This is a genomic window from Dietzia sp. DQ12-76 (assembly GCF_014145045.1).
In the GTDB taxonomy this organism is placed as follows: Bacteria; Actinomycetota; Actinomycetes; order Mycobacteriales; family Mycobacteriaceae; genus Dietzia.
Genome location: NZ_JAALDV010000062.1, coordinates 1 through 13,217, shown reverse-complemented (window position 1 = coordinate 13,217; position 13,217 = coordinate 1). Strand labels below are relative to the sequence as shown.

The following is a 13,217-nucleotide window of genomic DNA, read 5'->3' as shown; positions in this document are numbered from 1 at the left end:
TCCGCCACGAGCACCCCGTTCGCCGAGGAGCGACCGGAGAAGCCCACCGGGCCGGTGACCCCTCCGCCGCCGCCCGAGCCGCGGCCGGAACCGTTGCCGGGCGAACCCGAACCGGAGCCCCGACCGGACGAACCCCCGGCGGCTCAGCCCGCGCCCGTCGCCCCCGGTGGCGGCGACTTCGCCGCTTTGCTGCAGAGGCAGGGCGTGGTGTTGCCCGAGGGCGTCGATCCGGTGGCCACCGCGACGGAGGCATGCGGCCGCTTCGACGGGGGTCAGCAGATGGACGAGGTATCGGGTTGGTTGGGTGAGCACGGGCGACTCGGGCCGGAGCAGCAGGGCTTCTTCCTGGGTGCGGCCGTGGGGACCTACTGCCCCCAGAATTTCCCCAAGCTCGGCTGACGGCCCGGCGTCTCACATCCGGGAGTACCTGGCCCGCGCGATCGAGTAGACACCGTAGAGAGCGATCCCCACCCCGGTCGTGATGAGCAGGATCTGCCCGAACGGCTGCGCGCCGACCGTCCGCAGGGCGGCATCCAGGCCACCCGCCTTCTCTGGGTCCGCCGTCGCGACCGCCGCGATGACCAGGCCGCCGAGGATGACCAGCGCGGCGCCCTTGGCGATGTACCCGAGCTGTCCGGAGACGACGATGGCCCGCCCCACGGTGCCGCCGCCGGTGCGTTCGAGCTCCTCGACGAACTTCTTGGTGACGCCCGTGTAGACGTGATGCGCGCCGACGCCGATGATCACGAGGCCCGCCACGACGAGCGCGACCTTACCCGCTCCGGAGCCCAGCAGTCCGGCGGTGGTGCCGGACGCGGTCTCGGAGTCCGAATCGGATCCTCCCGAGGCGAACCGGGCCGTCGTGACCCCGAGGGCCAGGTAGACCGCGGCCTTGGCTCCCGCTTTGGCCCTGTCCGAGGCCTCCTCGGACCCCAGTATCATCTCGACGACCTGCCACAGGCCCAGGGCGAGGAAGCCGACCGCGCCGGCCCAGAGCAGCGCCTGGCCACCCGGGGCGGACGCGATCTCTGCGAGGGCACCCGAGTGGGACGCCTCCTCGCCGCCCGACCCCGTCGCGATCCGGATCGCGATCCACCCGACGAGCAGGTGGAGGATCCCGTTCATGACGAAACCGGCACGGGCCAGCCACTCGAGTGCGGGATGGTCGACGGCCGAGCGGGCGGCACCCCGCACTGAGCGGGGCGGGCGAGGGGTCTTCATCACAGCACTCTCCCACGAGAGCGGGCCCCCCACGACCTCAGCGGCTCACCACTCGATCTCGCCGAGCACGTCGTTGCGGCGCCGGAGCTCGGCCACCCGCTGTTCGGCCGCGCGGTGTTCCTCCGAGCGTCGCCGCGCCTGCTCGGCGAGAGCGTCCGCCTCGACCTCGGCGAGGAGGAGTTGGAGCCGGTCCTTCTGCTCCCGCAGTGTCTCCACCGAGGTGTCCATGGCGATGAGCTTGCGCGAACCCGCGCTGGCATGGAGGAAGGGGTTGCGTTCGAGGAGCAACCTCGCCTCCTCGGGGTCCAGCACCCGAGACAGTTTGAGCAGGACCGGGTAGCTCTCGCCTTTCGGGTCGGCCCCCGGTTCGTGGTCCGGGTCGAGGGCGGCCGCGACCACCTTGAGTGGCCTGGCCCTCGGGGACGCACTCCGGAAATCCACGTCGTCTGCGTCCACGAGCTCCCGACCCCTTCTCGTCCCCGCCTCACGGCGTTCCACGGTCCTCGGGTCAACGGTAAACGCCCCGGCCACGGGGGCCGGGGCGTTTGAACTATTTCCGACCTGCTGGATCGGACGCGAGAAAAGAATGTGCTTCACATGCCCTGAAGTGCGAAAACGCCGCGGTGGCGTCGACTGTCACGGGCGGGGAACCCCGATGGGGTTGGAGGCGGGGACCGCCCCGCGGTCGATAAGCGCCCGGGCCAGTGAGGTCAGGACGTCGATGGTTCCGCCGGGGGTGTCCGACAGCAGCACCGACGATGCGGCGAGCTGGTCGGTGAGGTCTTCGATCCGGTCGCGCAGCGCGGTGCCTCGAGGGGTGAGCGTCTGCTCGTCCGAGAGGATTCCGCGGTCGAGGAGCGCGCGACGCGCCGACGCCCACTGCGAGTCGGTCCAGCCGCGGTTCTCCTGGATGATGCGTCGGCTCACCTGCCCCGTGGCGATGTGGGTCATGGCCGCCTCCAGGCCCGTGAAGCCGGTGGCGGTGGCGGCGATGACGTGGCCGTCGCCGCGGTGCTCGCGCAGGACCGTGGTGGCCAACCAGAGGCGCTGCAGCACCGACGTCGGTCGCGGGACCGAGTACCAGGCGCTCGCGAGGGCCCGTCCGTCGAAGGACAGGGTGTCGATGACGCGTTCGAGGTCGTCCGTCACGCGGCGCAACTCGTCGCGAGAACCGGCGTCGGCGTGCTCGGCCAGAACCCTCTCAGCGGCATCGAGCCGTGCGTCGATGGCGGCTTCCGGAGTGATCCGGGTCCAGATCTTGGGGACCGCGCGGGCGACCATCGCGGGTGAGAAGCCGTAGAACAGGGAGGTCACGACCTGCGGTGGCGTCGGCCCCAGAGGGGCGGCGCGTCCCGCGAAGTAGCCGTTCCACCACCCTGTCAGCCCGGTTTCGCTCATGGTCGAAGCGAACTGCGGGTGGAAGTAGCAGATCGCGTGGATGGGCTCGTAGGCACGCCACAGTCGTCGTTCGCCGCTGTGGACCCTGTCGGTGGGGGACATGACGCCATGCTGTCCTGATCGCGGGGCATCTGGCCACTGCCACGTCGCACCGGGTGGACTCCCCGGGTGGTCGTGAGGAGCGTGGACCAGTCCAGCCGTGCCGGATTGGATGGCGACGCCGCACGGCCCACGGGGTTCACTCGAGAGCGTCGCGTCGTGAAGAAGGAGCTCGCTGATGACCACAGACGTCCCGCTGGGCCACGCCGAGAGAGCCGGTGACGCCTTCATCGTCCGACGGAGCACCAGACCACCGGGGGACGGGCGACTCTCACGCGCCCTGGGCGATCCGGAGTTCGGCCACCATTTCACCGACCACATGGTCCTCATCGACTACTCCGAGACAGGCGGATGGCGCGACGCGCGCGTGGTGCCGTTCGGTCCGCTGTCGCTGAATCCGGGATCAGCGGTCCTCCACTATGGCCAGGGGGTTTTCGAAGGGCTCAAGGTGTATCGCCACGCCGACGGTCACCTGCGGGCGTTCCGCGCACATGTTCATGCGCGCCGATTCGCGTCGTCGGCAGCTCGCCTCGCGATGCCGGAACTACCGGAGAGCCTGTTCATCGAGTCGATTCGGCAACTGGCGCGAGCCGACGCCGGATGGGTCCCGCACCAGAGGGGCGCGAGCTTGTATGTGCGACCGTTCCTCATCGCCACCGAGGCCTTTCTCGGAGTTCGTCCGTCGCGCGAGGCGACGTACGGAGTGATCGCCTCCCCGGCCGGTCCCTACTTCGCCGACGCGGACAACGGCATCAGGTTGTGGCTGTCCCGTGACTACTCACGGGCTGGACCCAGCGGAACGGGAGAGGCCAAGTGCGGCGGCAACTACGCGGCATCACTGCCCGCGCTGCACCAGGCGCGGGCCAACGGATGCGCTCAGGTTCTCTTCACCGATGCGAGCACCCGGACGTGGGTTGAGGAAGCCGGTAACATGAACATCTTCTTCGTCTTTGCCGATCGGACACTTGTGACGCCTCCTCTGAGCGGAGCGATTCTCGCGGGTGTGACCCGCGACAGTGTCCTGTGCCTCGCGCGGGATATGGGATACCGCGCGATCGAGCGGCCGATCAGCGTAGAGGAATGGCGCGCCGCCGCCGCCAGTGGTGAACTGAGAGAGGTCTTCGCCGTCGGCACCGCCGCGGTCATCACTCCCGTCGCCGGGCTGGTCGGCGAGGATCTGCTGATCGAGACCCCTCCTCCTGGCTCCCGGTCTGTCGCATCACTCATGCGTGCTGAGCTGTCGTCGCTCCACCACGGCGATCGACACGACCGCCACGAGTGGATGTCCGATCTCGGGCGGGCCGACTCATGACGGTGGGCCGTTTCGCGGAACGGGCGTGGAACGATCTCGGTGCGTCCGCAGGGGACCCGGGGGACATCGGGTGCGAGAACCCACCGGTGAGGCTTGATTCCCGGCTCGATGTCGCCGAGCTGGTCACCGACAGCATCGGCATGGCTTCTGCGGCGATCGAACAGGTCGCTGCCATGCGGGGTCGGCGAGAGCCACGTCCGCTGCGTCTTCGGGGCGATCTCATCACCACGTCGGTGACCAGCGAGAGGCACTTCCGACTCGACGACCAGCTCCCGCGGGCGTGGGCACCGTTGTCCGGGTTCTGGCCGGCCCGCGACGGCTGGGTTCGCACACATGCGAACTATCCACACCATGAACAGCGGCTGCGCCTCCTGCTCGGGCTCGATGACGCAGCCGGCGTCGAGACGTTCGCAGCGGCCGTCGCCGAACGCAGTGCTGTCGAACTCGAGGACATCGCGGCCGAGAAGGGCGCGATTGTGGTTGCGGTCCGTGATCGTCAGGCGTGGGCGCGTCATCCGCACGCGGCCGCCGTGGCCGATACGCCGCTGATCCGTCGTGAGACAGTGGGAGCGGCCCGAGCGCGGCGCTGGCCCGGCGGGTGCTCGCTGCCCTTGTCGGGGTTGCGGGTTCTCGACATGACCCGGGTGATCGCCGGGCCCGTGGCCACCCGCGATCTCGCCTATGCAGGTGCCGACGTGCTCCGAGTCGACTCACCGCGTCTTCCCGAGATCGACTGGCAACACCTCGACACGGGCCAGGGCAAACGTTCGACCACCCTCGACCCGGCGTCGCGGGTCGATCGGCGGGTGCTCACCGACCTGCTCGCGACCGCTGAAGTGGTGGTCACCGGTTACCGCCCGGGCGCGTTGGACCGCTATGGGCTGTCTCCCGATCAACTCGCCGAGGACTACCCGGGCCTGGTGATCGGTTCGGTCAGCGCGTGGGGACGCGAGGGGCCGTGGCGTTCCCGGCGCGGGTTTGACAGCATCGTCCAGGCCGCGACCGGCATCGCGATGGTCGAGAGCCCCGATGGGGCACGCCCGGGAGCGTTACCGGCGCAGGCCCTCGACCACAGCGCGGGGCACTTCCTCGCCGCCGCGATTGCCCGAAGTCTTGTCGACCAGGCTTCCGACGGCGCGACAGTGCACGTCTCGGTGTCGCTCTGCCGGCTGGCCCACGAGCTGCTCGAGACCACCGGGAACACCGTCCCCGGGCCACGTGACGCCGGTGCTGCGGAACCGGTGGCGCCGCCGACCACCCAGACCGTGACCTCCGATGCGGGGAGGGTGACCTTCGCTGCGCCCGCGATCAGTGTCCCGGACGCCCCGGGGCGATACCCCGCGGCCGCCGGCCGGTGGGGCGGCGACGCTGCAGCCTGGGCCAGCCGGCCATCCCAGCGGGGTGCTCGGATGGATGGCGGTCGAGCCCGATGACGTCGACACCCCGTCGCCGGCAGGCGACGAGACGACCGCTGGCCCGCTCCCGCATCGGCGCCAGACAACTCGCGACGCTACTGGGTGAGTGGGACTCTGCCGAACCGGTCTACGCGGCCCTCAGTGACCGAATCACATTGCTGCTGAGCGACGGTCGACTCGCCACTCACACGCGGCTGCCCGCCGAGCGTGAACTGGCCGAGGAGCTGGGCCGCAGTCGCACCACGATCGTCGCGGCCTACCGGGCGCTGCGCGAGAGCGGACACCTCATCAGCATGAGAGGGTCGGGAAGTGTCCTGGTCCTTCCGCGGGCGCTCCCCGGCCGGAGCGACCTCGAGGTCGACTTCGCACGATCAGTCCCGGCCCCGGTGGCCGGCCTCGACGAGATCGTCCGCGCGGTGGCCGACCGGGCGCCCACCGTGCTCGAGCACTCGGGGTTCGACCTCGTCGGCCAGCAACGCCTGCGTGAATCGATCGCCGCCCGCTACACCGAGCACGGTGCCCAGACCGGACCCGATCAGATTCTGATCACCCTCGGCGCCCAGAACGCCATCGCTCTGACCGCGAGGACAGTGCTACGGCACGGCGATCGAGTCCTGATCGAGACGCCGACGTACCCGCACGCCTACGAGGCGCTCCGCAACGCCGGCGGGCGGCTCGTCAGTACCCCGGTGACGACGACCGGGTGGGACATCGACCACCTGGTCAGCGCCATCGAGCGAGTGCGTCCCGAACTGATCTACCTCATCCCCGACTTCCACAATCCCACCGGCTCGTCGATGAACGCCGAACAACGCGAGCGGGTCATCGCGAGTGCCCGTCGCAACGGTGCCCTGGTGTTGATCGACGAGACAACGGCCGACCTCGACATCGACCGACCCGACAGCCCGCCGACGTTCCCCTCGCTGACCACCACGCGAGACGCCGACACGCTGGTGAGCGTGGGGTCGCTCAGCAAGACCATCTGGGGTGGCCTGCGAGTCGGCTGGATTCGCGCGGAACCCGCCATGATCAGCCGCCTGATCACCCGGAGGCCTGCGAACGACCTCGGCACACCCGTCATCGAACAGCTCATCGCCACCCGGGTACTGGAATGCTACGACCTGCTCCTGACCCGCCGCGCTGATCAACTGAGAGCTGGCCGGGACCTCCTGGTCTCACTCCTGCGAACCAGTCTCCCCGACTGGCGCATCCCCGACGTGCATGGCGGACTGGCGTTGTGGGTCGAGCTCGGCGCACCCCTCAGCTCAGCGCTGGCATCTGCCTGCCAACCCCGGGGAGTCCGCATCACCGCCGGGCCTCGGTTCGGAATCGATGGCGCGCGCGAGCGATTCATCCGTGTGCCCTTCACCGCGGGGGCCGACCACCTAGAACGCGGAGTCTGCATTCTTCGCGAGGCGTGGGAATCCCTTGACCCTGTGCCCACACCGGGGACGCAGACCCCGCCGCACCCGATGCTCTAGCGCTGACCGAAGGAAGACAGTGGACGCCTCCGAGAACATCCCCGCCGAACTCGCCGACCACGTCGCGGCCAGCTTTTCGCGTCAGGGACTGATGCGCCATCTCGGCGCCCGTATCACCGAGCTGCGCCGCGGATTCTGCCAGCTCCGCGCACCCTTCAGTCCCGACCTCACACAGCAGCACGGTTACTTTCACGCCGGAGTCACCAGCTCGCTCTCCGACACCGCGGGCGGCTATGCGGGCCTGTCGACGTACACACGCGCGGATTCAATCCTGACAGTTGATTTCACAGTGAATCTGCTGGCGCCGGCCGTGGGCGAGTCCCTCATCGCCGAAGCCACGGTGATCAGAAGTGGCCGCACTCTCACGGTGTGCCGACTGGAGGCCTTCACCCTCGAGGCCGGCAGGCGTGTTCATGTCGCGACCGGCCGCCAGACGCTGATCCGTCTCGCTGACACCCCGGATCACCAGGTGTGAACGACGAACGGCGGCTGATGCCGGAAGACGGTGGACACCGTCTCCGCAGCTCAGCCGCCGCTTCGGTGATCAGAGATCGTGGGTGGACACCCTCGGATCAGCAGTCGTAGTAGAGCTCGAACTCGTGGGGGTGCGGGCGGAGGTTGACCGGGGCGATCTCCTTCTCACGCTTGTACGTGATCCAGTTCTCGATGAGGTCCTCGGTGAACACACCGCCCTCGGTGAGGTACTCGTGATCCTGCTCGAGACGGTCGATGACCGCGGGCAGCGAGGTCGGCGCCTGGGGGATGTCGGCGGCCTCCTCCGGCGGGAGCTCGTAGAGATCCTTGTCCACCGGCGCCATCGGCTCGATCTTGTTCTTGACCCCGTCGATACCGGCCATCATCATGGCGGCGAACGCGAAGTACGGGTTGCCGGAGGAGTCGGGGCAGCGGAACTCGATGCGCTTGGCCTTGGGGTTGTTGCCCGTGATCGGGATGCGCACGCAGGCGGACCGGTTGCGCTGCGAGTACACGAGGTTGATCGGCGCCTCGTAACCCGGCACCAGGCGGTGATACGAGTTGATCGTGGGGTTGGTGAACGCCAGCAGCGACGGAGCGTGGTGCAGGATGCCACCGATGTAGTAGCGGGCGATATCGGACAGGCCGGCGTACCCGGACTCGTCGTGGAACAGCGGCTTGCCGTCCTTCCACAGCGACTGGTGGGCGTGCATTCCCGAGCCGTTGTCACCGAAGAGCGGCTTCGGCATGAAGGTGGCGGACTTACCGTTCTTCCACGCGGTGTTCTTGACGATGTACTTGAAGAGCTGGACGTCGTCGGCGGCGCGGAGCAGGGTGTTGAACTTGTAGTTGATCTCCTGCTGCGCACCGGCCACCTCGTGGTGGAAGCGCTCGAGCTCGAAGCCGGCGTTGGTGAGGTTGGTCGACATCTCGTCGCGGAGGTCGACGAAGTGGTCGTACGGGGCGACGGGGAAGTACCCGCCCTTCTCGCGGACCTTGTAACCGAGGTTGGGCGACCCGTCGGCCTCCTGGCCGGAGCCGGTGTTCCAGTTGCCGGCGATGGAGTCGACCTCGTAGAAGCCGTGGTTGGTGCCCGAGCCGTACCGGACCGAGTCGAAGACGAAGAACTCGGCCTCGGCGCCGAAGAAGCAGGTGTCCGCGATACCCGTGGAGACCAGGTACTCCTCGGCCTTGCGGGCGACGTTGCGGGGGTCGCGGCTGTAGGCCTCACGGGTGAACGGATCGTGGACGAAGCAGCTGATGTTGAGCGTCTTGGCCCTACGGAAGGGGTCGAGCCGCGCCGTGGCGACGTCCGGGAGGAGCATCATGTCCGACTCGTGGATCGACTGGAAACCCCGGATCGAGGAGCCGTCGAACGCCAGGCCGTCCTCGAACAGGTCCTCGTCGAACGCCGCAGCGGCGATCGTGAAGTGCTGCTCGTTGCCCGGCAAGTCGGTGAACCGGATGTCGACGTACTCGACGCCCTCGTCCTTGATGAACTTGATGACCTCGTCCGGAGTGGAGAATGCCACGATGTCGCTCCTCGTCTCTCTGTGCGACAGGCAACCGGTGCCGCCCGTCGTGCGGTGACCTCACGATATGGGCGGGGTGTTGCCCGGCCGTCAACCGAATGTTTCGGCGGTGTTACAGCGGCCTGCCGGGTGACGTCCCTCCCACTGGGGCCAGCCTAGTCAACCATGGTGAGGGAATACCGATACTGGGCCCATCCGTGCCCCGGTTACCCTGGGAGCATGCGAGAAATTGCAGGATCATGGCTGTCAGGCCCCACGTCGTCCGGCGCCGAGCCGGAGCAGGCGTACAAGGGTGAGCGTCTCGGGTTGCCCGAGCACGGCGAGGGGTCCCTCGCGCCGCTGGGGGTACGACTCGGTGCGCTCCTGGTCGACTGGTTCCTCGCCTACGGGTTCGTCGGACTGGTGGTCTCACTCGGAGGGGCGGGGCTTCTCGGCGGGGAGACGTTCTCTGCTGTCGCCAGCTGGGCGACCCCGCTGCTCTGGGGGGTGTCCGGAGTGGTGTGCGTCTGGCTCTTCGCGCAGACTCCCGGGCAGGCACTCTTCGGAATCGGAACCGCCCGGATCGACGCCGAGGACCGGGTCGGGCTCATTCGCGCCATTGTCCGCGTCTTCTTCGTGTTCTTCCTGATCCCGCCCCTCGTTCAGGACGAGGACGGTCGCGGTCTGCACGACAGGGCCACGGGCACGGCCCTGATCCGGACGCGGTGATCCGGACGCGGTGAGCCGGACGCGCTGAGCCGGAACCGGGAGCCCGTGCGCCGTCCCCGTGGTCGCCGGGTAACCCCGACCGATCGGCTTCGTGCGGGATCAGCCCCGACGGCGGGCGCTGCGCTGCATGTTGCGGACCTTCGCGCCCTGGGGGAGCGGGCCCTTGGGCATCTGGTTCTGGATTCCGGTCTTGGTCCCGAGCGCCCGCAACCTGGTGTCCAGGGCGTCGACCTTCGCGCGGTTGATGTTCATCGGGTACCTGGTCAGGCGGCGGTTGAGCTTGCGCAGGGGGACCTGCTCGGGGGTCGTCCCCTCCTCGTCACCCACGATCAACTCGTAGATCGGGGTGTCGCCGACGACGCGGGCGACCTTCTTCTTCTCCTGCGTCATGAGCGGCTTGAGCCTGTGCGGCTGCCCCTCGCCCACGAGGACGATCCCACACCGTCCGACCACGCGGTGGACCGCGTCGAAGCTGGTGGTCGCGGCGACGGCCTGGTTGACGCGCCACCCGGATCGGAGCTGGTCCAGTGCCCACGCCGCCGCACCGGGCTGGCCCTCGGCCTTGGCGAACACCGTGTTCTGGACGCGGCGGGAGAAGATGACCATCGCCAGCATCAGACCCGTGAGCACACCCAGTGGAAGCATCCACCACTGGCCACCCCACAGCGAACCCAGGAGGAAGAACGCGACGGCGGACAGTATCAACGCGCCGATCATCAGCGGCCACAGCAGTTTGTCCTGCTTGGACTGGATCTTCAGTGCCTGCCACATCTGGCCGCGCTGTGCCTTGCTCGCCTGCCGCCGGGCAGCCCGGGCCGCCTTCTTGTCCGCCTTGCTGACCTCGCTCTTCGCCATACCGTTCAGGATACGTGGCGGGCACCACCGCCCGGGAACCGCGGTTCACCGCAGGGGGGCCGAGTGAGACGCGCCGGGCGACCGGGGCGGAGACGCGGTAGCCCGTGCGGGACTCAGGCCAGGCTGCGTGCCAGCACGGAGGAGGCCTCCTGAGAGGCGGCGCCGCCGGAGGTCAGGTGCGCGAGATGCTCGGGAACCTCCTGGCCGCGGTGTTCGAGAGCCTGGACGTAGAGGCGACCGGCCCGGTACGAGGACCGCACCAGTGGGCCGGCCATGACCCCGGCGAAACCGATCTCGCGCGCCTGTTCGGACAGCTCCACGAACTCCTCCGGCTTGACCCAGCGGTCGATCGGGTGGTGCAGCGGGCTCGGCCGGAGGTACTGGGTGATGGTGAGGATGTCGCACCCCGCGGAATGCAGGTCGACCATCGCGTCGACGATCTCCTCCGTGGTCTCGCCCATCCCCAGGATGAGGTTGGACTTGGTGACCAGCCCGAAGTCACGGGCGGCGCGGATCACTCCGAGGGACCGGTCGAACCGGAACGCCGGCCTGATGCGCTTGAAGATCCGGGGGACCGTCTCCAGGTTGTGTGCGAGCACCTCGGGCCGCGACTCGAAGACCTCCGCGAGCTGGTCCGGGTCCCCGTTGAAGTCGGGGATCAGGTTCTCCACCCCGGTGTTGGGGTTGAGTTCGTGGATCTTGCGGACCGTCTCCGCGTACAGCCACGCGCCGCCGTCCGGCAGGTCGTCACGGGCGACACCGGTGATGGTGGAGTAGCGCAGACCCATCTCGCGCACCGACTCCGCCACCCGTCGCGGCTCGTCGCGATCCAGGGCGCTCGGCTTACCGGTGTCGATCTGGCAGAAGTCGCAGCGTCTCGTGCACTGTTCGCCGCCGATGAGGAACGTGGCCTCGCGGTCCTCCCAACATTCGTAGATGTTGGGACACCCGGCCTCCTCGCACACCGTGTGCAGACCACCGGTCTTGACGAGGCTCTTGAGTTCCTTGTACTCCGGACCCATGGTGGCCCGGGTCCGGATCCACGACGGCTTCCGCTCGATCGGCGTCTCGGCGTTACGGGCCTCGATGCGGAGCAGCTTGCGGCCTTCGGGAGTCACAGTCACGGCCGCAAGCCTACTCTCGATTCACTGCACGGGCAGTCGTCCGTCGAGCGCCTCCACCACGTCGGAGGTGACCTGGTCGAGGACCTCCGAGACGGGGACGTCCCGTCCGAGTTCGGCCGAGAGGGACGTGACCCCGGCGTCGACGATCCCGCAGGGGACGATCCGCGAGTAGGCGTCGAGATCACAGTCGCAGTTGAGCGCGAAACCGTGCATCGTCACCCCGCGCTGGACACGGATCCCGATGGCGGCGATCTTGCGCTCCGGCCGGCCGTCCCCGGCCGGACACCACACCCCGGACCGGCCGTCCACCCGGTCGACCTCCACCCCCATCCGGGCGCAGGTGGTGATGAGGGCCTGCTCCACCCGGCGTACGTACTCGACCACGTCGATGGGATCCGACAACGCGATGATGGGGTACCCGACCAGTTGCCCGGGCCCGTGCCAGGTGATCCGGCCACCCCGGTCCACATCGACGACGGGGGTCCCGTCGACCGGGCGATCCGCTGGCTCCGTGCGCTTGCCGGCGGTGTACGTGGCCGGGTGCTCCAGGAGCAGGATCGTGTCCCCGCGGGTGCCCTCGGCCCTCTCCTCGGCCAGTGTCCGCTGAAGATCCCAGGTGGGCGTGTACTCGACGGTCCCGAGTCGGCGGATCTCCGGCTCGACCGGATCGCGGCGCAGGGACTGACCGGTGTGCGACATGGCGACCACTCTAGGCGGGACGACCCCGACGACGACGACGGGCGCCCTCCGGGGGAGGGCGCCCGTCGTTCCGTCGTCGAGACCTACAGCGCGAGGTCCCCCTCGAACTCGGCCCTCTGGAGACGGTCCTTGACCGTGGTGAGGAACCGGCCGGCGTCGGCGCCGTCGATGAGGCGGTGATCGTAGGTCAAGGGGAGGTACCCCATCGACCTGATGGCGATCGACTCGCCGTCGTCGTCGACATCCACCACGGGGCGCCGCACGATCGCACCGGTCCCCAGCATCGCCGCCTGCGGCGGCACGAGGATCGGGGTGTCGAACAACGCACCCTCGCTCCCGATGTTGGTGATGGTGAACGTCCCGCCCTGGAGGTCGTCCGGGGTCAGCTTGGAGGCCCGCGCCCGCTCCGCCAGGTCGATGATCGCCTTGGCGAGCCCGGGGATGTCCAGGTCCTGGGCGTCGCGGATGACCGGTGAGAGCAGCCCGGCCTCGGTGTCCACGGCGATACCGAGGTTCACGGACCCGTGGTATGTGATCTCGTTGCTGTCCTCGTCGTACGACGCGTTGACGTTCGGGTGGGAGACCAGCGCCTCGACCACAGCCTTGGCGTAGAACGGCAGGTAGGTGAGCTTGACGCCGTGCGTGTCGGCGAACTGGCTCTTCGTCCGTGCCCTCAGCTGCGCGACGCGGCTCATGTCCACCTCGAAGACCTGGGTGAGCTGCGCGCTGGTCTGGAGCGACTCGCGGGTCTTCTTGGCGGTGATCTTGCGGATCCGGTTGGCCTTCTTGGTGGTCCCGCGCAGCTCCGCGAGTTCGGGCCGGACCCCGGCCGTGGACGGGCCGCCCGCCGGGGCCTTCTTCTCCGCGGGAGCGTCCGCGCCGCCCTCGGCACCCCCCTC

General features: G+C 68.8%; 14 protein-coding genes. 6 read left to right on the top strand and 8 right to left on the bottom strand.

What is annotated here, in order from left to right; genetic code table 11:
- On the top strand, positions 1 to 399 hold a 399-nt coding region (locus tag G6019_RS03165; RefSeq protein WP_182627023.1), incomplete at its 5' end, for a DUF732 domain-containing protein.
- Positions 400 to 411: 12 nt separating this feature from the next.
- On the opposite strand, the gene G6019_RS03160 is transcribed toward G6019_RS03165, so the two are convergent.
- The 3 genes from G6019_RS03160 to G6019_RS03150 form a co-directional block, all read right to left on the bottom strand.
- Complete coding sequence (locus tag G6019_RS03160) at positions 412 to 1,221, bottom strand: DUF1206 domain-containing protein (protein ID WP_017835590.1); 810 nt, start codon at positions 1,219 to 1,221, stop codon at positions 412 to 414.
- Positions 1,222 to 1,266: 45 nt separating this feature from the next.
- Complete coding sequence (locus tag G6019_RS03155; RefSeq protein ID WP_107756170.1) at positions 1,267 to 1,677, bottom strand: hypothetical protein; 411 nt, start codon at positions 1,675 to 1,677, stop codon at positions 1,267 to 1,269.
- A gap of 180 nt (positions 1,678 to 1,857) precedes the next feature.
- Positions 1,858 to 2,721 carry an SCO6745 family protein gene (locus tag G6019_RS03150; RefSeq protein ID WP_182611941.1) on the bottom strand — a complete coding sequence of 288 codons (864 nt, stop codon included), beginning with the start codon at positions 2,719 to 2,721 and terminating at the stop codon, positions 1,858 to 1,860.
- A gap of 175 nt (positions 2,722 to 2,896) precedes the next feature.
- On the opposite strand from G6019_RS03150, the gene G6019_RS03145 reads away from it, so the two are divergent.
- Genes G6019_RS03145 through G6019_RS03130 form a run of 4 tightly spaced genes read left to right on the top strand, consistent with a single transcriptional unit; the run spans position 2,897 to position 7,401 of the window.
- Positions 2,897 to 4,030 carry a branched-chain amino acid aminotransferase gene (locus G6019_RS03145; protein ID WP_241725853.1) on the top strand — a complete coding sequence of 378 codons (1,134 nt, stop codon included), beginning with the start codon at positions 2,897 to 2,899 and terminating at the stop codon, positions 4,028 to 4,030.
- A complete protein-coding gene (locus G6019_RS03140; protein ID WP_194307535.1) occupies positions 4,027 to 5,463 on the top strand; it encodes a CoA transferase in 1,437 nt (478 codons plus the stop codon). The genes G6019_RS03145 and G6019_RS03140 overlap by 4 nt, the downstream gene beginning before the upstream one ends.
- On the top strand, positions 5,460 to 6,926 hold the full coding sequence (locus tag G6019_RS03135) for a PLP-dependent aminotransferase family protein (RefSeq protein WP_241725852.1): 1,467 nt from the start codon (positions 5,460 to 5,462) through the stop codon (positions 6,924 to 6,926). Before G6019_RS03140 ends, G6019_RS03135 begins: the two co-directional genes overlap by 4 nt.
- Before the next feature lie 19 nt (positions 6,927 to 6,945).
- On the top strand, positions 6,946 to 7,401 hold the full coding sequence (locus G6019_RS03130; RefSeq protein WP_095719133.1) for a PaaI family thioesterase: 456 nt from the start codon (positions 6,946 to 6,948) through the stop codon (positions 7,399 to 7,401).
- Positions 7,402 to 7,498: 97 nt separating this feature from the next.
- Here the strand turns inward: G6019_RS03130 and glnA are convergent, their stop codons facing one another.
- Complete coding sequence (gene glnA, locus G6019_RS03125) at positions 7,499 to 8,932, bottom strand: type I glutamate--ammonia ligase (RefSeq protein ID WP_182611939.1); 1,434 nt, start codon at positions 8,930 to 8,932, stop codon at positions 7,499 to 7,501.
- 219 nt (positions 8,933 to 9,151) lie between these two features.
- Here glnA and G6019_RS03120 point away from each other — a divergent pair, with 219 nt between their 5' ends.
- Complete coding sequence (locus G6019_RS03120; protein ID WP_182611938.1) at positions 9,152 to 9,640, top strand: RDD family protein; 489 nt, start codon at positions 9,152 to 9,154, stop codon at positions 9,638 to 9,640.
- 99 nt (positions 9,641 to 9,739) lie between these two features.
- On the opposite strand, the gene G6019_RS03115 is transcribed toward G6019_RS03120, so the two are convergent.
- The 4 genes from G6019_RS03115 to sucB form a co-directional block, all read right to left on the bottom strand.
- Positions 9,740 to 10,495, bottom strand: a complete 756-nt coding sequence (locus G6019_RS03115; RefSeq protein ID WP_107756174.1) for a DUF4191 domain-containing protein — start codon at positions 10,493 to 10,495, stop codon at positions 9,740 to 9,742.
- Positions 10,496 to 10,608: 113 nt separating this feature from the next.
- Entirely contained in the window at positions 10,609 to 11,619 is a 1,011-nt protein-coding gene (gene lipA / locus G6019_RS03110; RefSeq protein ID WP_107756175.1) for a lipoyl synthase, read from the bottom strand.
- Between the two features lie 21 nt (positions 11,620 to 11,640).
- Positions 11,641 to 12,318: a lipoyl(octanoyl) transferase LipB gene (gene lipB / locus G6019_RS03105; protein WP_107756176.1), complete on the bottom strand. Its 678-nt coding sequence runs from the start codon at positions 12,316 to 12,318 to the stop codon at positions 11,641 to 11,643.
- 83 nt (positions 12,319 to 12,401) lie between these two features.
- On the bottom strand, positions 12,402 to 13,217 hold an 816-nt coding region (sucB, locus tag G6019_RS03100; protein WP_182627020.1), incomplete at its 5' end, for a 2-oxoglutarate dehydrogenase, E2 component, dihydrolipoamide succinyltransferase.

Coding starts and splice junctions, on each gene's coding strand:
- G6019_RS03160 (WP_017835590.1), bottom strand. CDS start 1,221: ATGAAGACCCCTCGCCCGCCCCGCTCAGTGCGGGGTGCCGCCCGCTCG.
- G6019_RS03150 (WP_182611941.1), bottom strand. CDS start 2,721: ATGTCCCCCACCGACAGGGTCCACAGCGGCGAACGACGACTGTGGCGT.
- G6019_RS03145 (WP_241725853.1), top strand. CDS start 2,897: ATGACCACAGACGTCCCGCTGGGCCACGCCGAGAGAGCCGGTGACGCC.
- G6019_RS03140 (WP_194307535.1), top strand. CDS start 4,027: ATGACGGTGGGCCGTTTCGCGGAACGGGCGTGGAACGATCTCGGTGCG.
- G6019_RS03135 (WP_241725852.1), top strand. CDS start 5,460: ATGACGTCGACACCCCGTCGCCGGCAGGCGACGAGACGACCGCTGGCC.
- G6019_RS03120 (WP_182611938.1), top strand. CDS start 9,152: ATGCGAGAAATTGCAGGATCATGGCTGTCAGGCCCCACGTCGTCCGGC.
- G6019_RS03115 (WP_107756174.1), bottom strand. CDS start 10,495: ATGGCGAAGAGCGAGGTCAGCAAGGCGGACAAGAAGGCGGCCCGGGCT.
- lipB (WP_107756176.1), bottom strand. CDS start 12,318: ATGTCGCACACCGGTCAGTCCCTGCGCCGCGATCCGGTCGAGCCGGAG.